4 protein-coding genes are annotated in these 7,077 nt (G+C 71.3%); 1 reads left to right on the top strand and 3 read right to left on the bottom strand.

Features of this window, described 5'->3' with window-relative positions; all coding sequences use genetic code 11:
• Window positions 1-539: 539 nt before the first annotated feature.
• Window positions 540-1,151, top strand: a complete 612-nt coding sequence (locus ACFYR0_RS37690) for a YceI family protein (protein ID WP_389338887.1) — start codon at window positions 540-542, stop codon at window positions 1,149-1,151.
• 153 nt (window positions 1,152-1,304) lie between these two features.
• Here ACFYR0_RS37690 and ACFYR0_RS37695 read toward each other — a convergent pair whose 3' ends face one another.
• The 3 genes from ACFYR0_RS37695 to ACFYR0_RS37705 all read right to left on the bottom strand — a co-directional run bounded on the left by ACFYR0_RS37695 (window position 1,305) and on the right by ACFYR0_RS37705 (window position 6,469).
• The gene (locus tag ACFYR0_RS37695; RefSeq protein ID WP_389338890.1) at window positions 1,305-1,883 is read right to left on the bottom strand and encodes a YdeI family protein; all 579 of its coding nucleotides are present in this window, start codon (window positions 1,881-1,883) and stop codon (window positions 1,305-1,307) included.
• 78 nt (window positions 1,884-1,961) lie between these two features.
• Entirely contained in the window at window positions 1,962-3,326 is a 1,365-nt protein-coding gene (locus ACFYR0_RS37700; protein WP_389338893.1) for a hypothetical protein, read from the bottom strand.
• Between the two features lie 128 nt (window positions 3,327-3,454).
• A complete protein-coding gene (locus tag ACFYR0_RS37705; RefSeq protein WP_389338896.1) occupies window positions 3,455-6,469 on the bottom strand; it encodes a glycoside hydrolase family 3 N-terminal domain-containing protein in 3,015 nt (1,004 codons plus the stop codon).
• Between the last annotated feature and the right edge of the window lie 608 nt (window positions 6,470-7,077).

Genomic DNA, 7,077 nt, shown 5'->3' on the forward strand with positions numbered 1-7,077 from the left:
GCCCGATCCGCTCCCGGGCGGTCAGCTTGCCCTTGGCGTGCTGCGCGGCCGTCGCCTTCTCACCCGGACCGGCCAGCGCCCGCGCACGAATCTCGTGCAGCTCGGCGACCCGTCCGCGTGCGTCGGTGGGCTCACCCGTCGTCTCTTCCAAAACGGTCATGTAGCGACCTTACGAAGCCCCCCAAGGAATGCGAGCCGTCGACTCCGTACAGTCTCCGGCCCGTTTTCCTGGTACCCCTGAACAGAACGATGGCCGCATGTAAGCGTTCCGACTGCTCCAGGGGGCTCAGCCCTATAGAGGTCCTACAAAAATCGCGGGAGGGCGGCGGCCCAGATTCACGATCACCGGTGCCATCCGTGGAGTGACGACGGAGCACACCGTAGATCATCCGGGGGCGGTTCGAGGACACCCCGGACATGAAAGTTGAATTTTGAACGGAATAGGTCTACGGTCGTCCATGTTGAGCTCGTTGAACATTCAACGGAATCACCCCGCGGCTCCGACCGGAGCCACGGCCCGTCCCCCCAAGGAGCAGATCATGGGCATCTTCGGCCGCAAGGACAGCACCACCGAGACCACCGCCGTCGCCACCGGGGCCGTGGACCCGGAGCTCGCCGCACTGACCGGCGACTACTCGATCGACGCCGCGCACACCACTATCGGCTTCGTGGCGCGGCACGCGATGGTGACGAACGTGAAGGGCAAGTTCCTCGACTTCTCCGGTGCGCTGCACCTCGACGGTTCCGACCCCGCCCGCTCGACCGCCTCGATCGACATCAAGATGGAGAGCATCGACACCGGCAACGCGGACCGCGACGGCCACCTCAAGGGCGCCGACTTCTTCCGGACCGACGAGTTCCCGGTCATGACGTTCCGCTCCACCAAGGCCGAGGCCCTGGGCGGCGAGGACTACCGCATCACGGGTGACCTCTCGATCCTCGGCACCACCAAGGAGATCGCCATCGACCTGGAGTTCAACGGCGCCGCCAAGGACCCGTTCGGCAACGAGCGCGTCGGCTTCGAGGGCAAGGCCGAGATCCTGCGCTCCGAGTGGGGCCTGACCTGGAACGCCGCGCTGGAGACCGGTGGTGTGCTGGTGTCCGACAAGATCAAGCTGAACTTCGACATCTCCGCGGTCAAGAACGCCTGATCCGGCGCCGGGTCCGTAACCCGGCCGTGCGACATCGCCGCATCCTGAGCGCGCCCGCCCTCCGTCACACGAGGGCGGGCGCTCGGCGTTTCCGGGGTTTCCGGGGTTTCCCGGCGCCGCGGGGGTCGCTCGGGGCGGGAGAAGGCGCTCGGCTCAGGCTCCGTCGCGTTCCAGGCGCTCCACCGCCGCGGCCAGGCGGGCCGCCCGGGTCTTCGGCGTGCGGGCCTGGAGCAGACCGAGCATGACCTGGTAGCGGTCCGTCCGGCCGAGCCGTTCGAAGGCCGCCCCGGCCCGGGGGCTGTCCGCCAGGGCGCGGGCCAGGTCCTCCGGCACGTCCGCGTTGCGCTGCGACTCGTAGGCCGTGGCCCAGCGTCCGTCCGCCCGTGCCGCCACCACTTCGGCGAGGCCCGCGGGGCGCATCCGTCCGTCGGCGGTCAGCTCCGCCACACGGCGCACGTTGACCATCGACCACACGCTGCCCTGGCGGCGCGGGGTGATGCGCTGGAGGTAGTGGGTGGCGTCGAGCGCCCGGCGCTGGCCGGTGATCCAGCCGTGGCACAGGGCCGCGTCGTTCACCTCGTCCGCGGTGACGGACCTCAGGCCCGATCCCTTCTTGGCGACCCTCACCCAGATTCCGGGGTGCGGCGCCGGATGCCCGGCGAGCCAGGCGTCGAGGTCCGCGGGCGTCTCGAAACTCTCGCTGGGCGTGGTGATGGCGTCCTGGGTGCTCATGCCCGCAGCGTAGGAGGCTATTGGGTCAGGTTCTGTCCTAGTTGTGCGGGGTCAGATCCTGTCCCGGTTCCACGGGACTCAGAACCCGCCGCCGAAGTCGCCTCCCCCGCCGAAGCCGCCCCCGAAGTCGCCGCCTCCGCCGCCGTAGTCACCGCCACCGAAGTCGCCCGGGCCGAAGTCGGCGCCCGAGACGTCGCCGCCCTCGTAGCCGCCACCGAAGTCCCCGTAGCCGGAGCCGTAGTCGGCGGCGTAGGACGGGGCGGCCATGGCGCTGCCCAGCAGGGTGCCGATGAGGAGGCCGGGCAGGATGCCGCCGCCGAAGTAGCCCCCGGCCCAGGGGCCGTAGGCGGGACCGGCGTCCCAGTAGGGGCGGCGGCCGGAGACCGTCTCCACCTCGCGGACCATCGGGTCCAGGCCGTCGGCGAGCCGGGCCCGGTCGGCGGCGCACACCGGGACGTCGCGGGTGGCGCCGGTCGCGGGCGTCCACTGCACGTCCGCGACCGAGAGGCCGTGCCGCGGGTCGAAGAAGCAGGGCGGCCGGCGTTCCGGCAGCGGGGCGCCCTCGCGGCGGGCCGCCAGCAGGGCCAGGGAGAAGCGGCCGTCGTCCAGGGCCTGGGTGACCGCGCGCACGTCCTCCGGTTTCGCGGCCTGGTCCATCAGGCGCTTGGCCTGCTCATAGGCGTCCAGCGCGTGCTCGTAGTCCGTGCGCATCGCGTCGTCGGCGCCGGGTTCGGCAGGGTGGAAGTCCAGCCGGTCCAGTTCCTCGCCGAAGGCGGTGATGTCCTCGTCGACGACGACCCGCAGCTTGTCCAGCGCGGCCCGCTGGGCCTCCTCGTGACGCCGCCGGTTGCGGCGGACCAGGGCGAAGGCACCGGCCCCGCCCGCGGCGAGGACCGCGCCCAGGGTGATGAGCGTCCCGGCCGTGGCCCCGCTCTCGTCGCCGCTGCTCCAGCTCGCCGGGGCGGAGCCGCCCATGTTGGCGACGGCCCGGTCGGTGAACTCGTTCAGCTGGGCGACGGGGTCCTCGACGTCCTGGACACTGTTGACGAGATTGCGCACGGCGGTCCCGGACATGACCGAGGAGTCGGCGCGCGCGTCGAAGCGGTCACCCAGGCGGATCGCGTAGAGACCGGTGATCCCGGTGGCGGTCCGCAGGTCCGTGAACAGGTCCTCGGTGGGCTGGTCCGCGGGCAGGACCGCGATGAACAGCGGTTTGTCGGCGTCCTCGATCTTCTCGCGCAGCGCGGCCGCGTCGGGGTCCGGCAACAGGTCGTCGGCGGAGGGTTCCACGAAGACGGGGCTCTGGCGGAGGCCGTCGGCGATCTTCGTGACCTCCGTGGCGGCACCGACGGGCGAGGCGCCCGCCGTCAGCAGAGTCAGAACGGCGAGCGCCAGCGCGATCAGCAGACCGGCGGGCCCTCGGGTCGATGGCGCGACCTTCATACCATCGAAGCTACCCGAAGGAGCCCGAACCGGTCATATTTCTCGTTACTCTTTTTTGACTCGTTGTTTCTCATTTTTGACCCGGCCCGCCCGCTGGGTGAGGGGGCGGGTGGGGTGAGTCGGTCAGGTCACGCCGCCCGGTAGGCGGCTGTCAGTTTCGCCACCGCGGCGCCGTGGCGTCCCGTCAGGACCAGGTGTTCCGCCTCGGCGAAGGGCCTGGCCGACGCGGCGGTGAGGTGCCCGCCCGTCCTCTCCTGCACGAGCAGCCTGGCCTTGTCGACCAGCGCCCGGCCTGTGGCGTCGGCGCCCGCCTTCTCGGCGGCCCTGGCCGCCGCGCCGAGCGCCTTCAGCGTCGCCTCGCCGCCGGCGGGCGCCTTGGTGAGCGTGGTCAGGCCCCAGCCGTACGGGAACTGCGGGTCGTAGGAGGTGTCGCCGACGTTGATCGGCAGCTGGGCCTCGGACTTCGGCCAGGTCACCGGGAGCCGTCCGGTGAAGGGACGGCGGCCGTAGAGCACGTCCGCGACGCCGGAGCCCTCCGTGCCCGGCAGCCAGGAGGCCACCAGGGAGTCGATCTCCCCGAGCCGGTCGCCGACGAGCTGCGGGCGCCCGGAGACGATCAGCACCGCGCACTTCATCGCCCCGCAGACCTTGTCCACCGCCGCCTTGTCGGCCGCGGACAGCTCCAGGTCGTGCCCGTTGCCGACGTCACCGACGCCCTCGGCGTACGGGGTCTCGCCGACCACGACCACGCCGACGTCATGGCCCGAGGTCGGGGCCGAGGCGTCCTGGGAGTAAGTGATGTCGCCGCCCGCCTCGCGCAGGCCCTCCAGGACCGTCGTGCCGGGCGCGATGTCGCCGGAGGCGCCCTGCCAGGTGATGGTCCAGCCGCCGCTCTGGTTGCCGATGTCGTCGGCGTTGGACCCGGCCACGTACACCTTCTGGCTCTTCCTCAGCGGCAGCAGACCCTGGTCGTTCTTCAGCAGCACCTGGGACTTGGCCACCGCCTCACGGGCGACGGCCCGGTGTCCCGCCGAGCCGATGGCCGCGGCGCCCGCGGTGTCGGCGTACGGCTTCTCGAACAGGCCCAGCCGGAACTTCTGGGTCAGGATGCGGGCGACGGCGTCGTCGACACGGGCCTGCGGGACGCGGCCCTCGACCACCTCGTCGATCAGCGTCGTACGGAACTCCTTGTAGTCGTACGGCACCATGATCATGTCGAGACCGGCGTTGACCGACGTACGCACGTCGGAGGCGCGGTCGCCCGGGATCTGGTCGATGCCGTTCCAGTCGCTGATGACGAAGCCGTCGAAGCCGAGACGGTCCTTGAGGACACCGTCGATCATGTCGCCCCGGGCGTGCATCTTCACCGGGCCCCGGCCGTCGCCGATCACGTCGAGCGAGGAGTACGACGGCATGACCGTGCCGACGCCCCGGTCGACCGCGTCCTTGAACGGGCTCAGATGGACGGCCTCCAGCTCCCCGCGGGTGACCTTGGTGACGCCCTGGTCGGTGGTGTAGGTGCCGGTGCTGGAGGAGCCGTAGGCGGTACCGCCGTCGCCGACGTAGTGCTTGGCGGTGGCGAGCACCTTGTCGCCGCGGTCCAGGTCCTTGCCGCTGCGGTGGCCCTGGAAGCCCTGGATGACGGTGTCCATCGCCTTCACGAGGGCCGGGTCCTCGCCGAAGGACTCGTAGGAACGGCCCCAGCGTTCGTCACGGGTCACGCAGAGGCAGGGCGCGAAGTCCCACGGCACGCCGGTCGCGCGCACCTCCGCCGCGGTCACCGCGCCCGTGCGCTGCGTGAGTCCGGGGTCCCGGGCGGCGCCCAGGCCGATGTTGTGCGGCATGACGGTGGCGCCGGACAGGTTGTTGTGCCCGTGCACCGCGTCCACGCCGTAGATCAGCGGGATCTGGAAGCGGGTCGCCTGGGCGCGCAGCTGGAACCCGTCGATCATCTTCGCCCAGGCCGCGGCCGTGTTGGGCGTGGGCGTGGAGCCGCCGCCGGAGAGCAGCGAGCCGAGCGCCTGGCCGGCGATGTCGGCGGGGTTGGCCATCGCGCCGCGCTCCGCCTGGGTCATCTGCCCGGCCTTCTCCGCCAGGGACATCCTGGCGACCAGGTCGGCTACGCGCTTCCTCACCGGGAGCTTCGGGTCGAGATACGGCAGCCCGTGCGCGTCCACGACGACCTGCGGGTTCTCGGCCGGGGCCTTGGCTCCGGCGACCGTGAGCCGCAGCGGGATCGTCTCCGCGTGCTCGGCGGCGCGGTCCTTGCGGGTGACGACGCGGACCGTGCGGGTGTCGCCCGAGAGGCTGCCCGCCGGGAACGTGACCGTGCCCTGGACGGGCGTGTAGTCCTCGCCGGCCGTGGCGCTGCCGCCCGCGGTCTCGTAGGTGACGGTCACCGGCTGGTCGGTGGGGGCGGCGCCCGAGGTGCCGAGCGTGAGCTCCACCGTGGCCGTGCCGCCCTCGTCGAGCGTGACGACGGGGTCGGTGGTGACGAAGACGCGCCTGGACTGGTCCGCCTTTCCGTACAGTTCGACGTTGTCCATGGCGAACTCGCCCTGGAATCCCGTGGGGAGGGTGACCGCGTAGCCCCACATCTCGGTCAGGCCGAGGATCTGGTCGATGCCGCCGACTGGCTGGTAGTCCGTGCGATAGGTGAACCGGGCGAAGGGAAGCTCGATCTGCTTCCAGCCGGTGAAGTCGTCGGTGAACGAGGTCGTCCAGAGCTCGGAGGCCTCGCCGTGGGCGCCGCCGTCCTTCAGCTCGAGGACGATGCGCTTGCCTGAGCCCCGGCCCTCCCACCACAGCCGGATGCCCTCGTGGGCCGACCAGTCGTGGGCGGGCTCGGCCGCCGCGAAGTCATGGGTGAAGCCGCCCCAGCCGCTGATGTCGTATGCGCCGGTGAGGACCTTCTCGCCCTCCGGGGCGTCCGGGCGGGCGGTGAGCGACAGGGCCGGGCGGTCGTCGGTGTCGCTGCCCCAGGTGAAGATGCCTCCGGCGGGCTGCTCGGCGAAGGGGACTTCGCCTTCGAAGCGGTCGACGGGGACCGGGGTGGGGGCGTCGGCGGCTTGGGCGGCCTGGGCCGCCACGGGGAGGAGGCCGGTGAGCAGGGTGGCACAGGCGAGCAGGGCGGTTCTTCGCATGGAACGGTCCCTCTACTCTCGTCTCGGCGTGCCTCACGCTGAGGGCACACCTCGCGCTTACGGCTTAGATCATGGCGTGAGTTAACTGGTCGTCGTTGGTGCCGTCAAGACTTCACGTCGGAACTGGTACGTGGGTAACTCGCGGCTGGTTCTGGGGTGTTGTCGGTTCGGGTAGTGAACGCGTGATGGCTTGGGCTCTTCGTCATCCCGTCATTTACTCACCGCAGCGGCGGGGTGCGGGGCGTGTGCCTGCGGCGGCCCGCTCGCGTCCGGTGGGGGTGCGTGTAGCGCGTTACGTGGGTGGGTGGTGCGGGGCGTGTGCCTGCGGCGGCCTGCTCGCGTTCGGTGGGGGTGGGCGTAGCGTCTTGCGTGGGTGGGTGGTGCGGGGCGTGTGCCTGCGGCGGCCTGCTCGTGTCCGGTGGGGGTGGGCGTAGCGCGTTGCGTGGGTGGGTGGTGCGGGGCGTGTGCCTGCGGCGGCCTGCTCGCGTTCGGTGGGGGTGCGCGTAGCGCGTTCGGTTGGTGGGGGGTGCGGGGCCGGGGCGGGGGGTGTCCGTCCTCGGTCCGCCGATACGGTCCCTTGCGGGGGTTCTGGTGTCTGACAGATCGGA

The sequence above is a fragment of the Streptomyces sp. NPDC005017 genome, assembly GCF_042873115.1.
GTDB lineage: Bacteria > Actinomycetota > Actinomycetes > Streptomycetales > Streptomycetaceae > Streptomyces.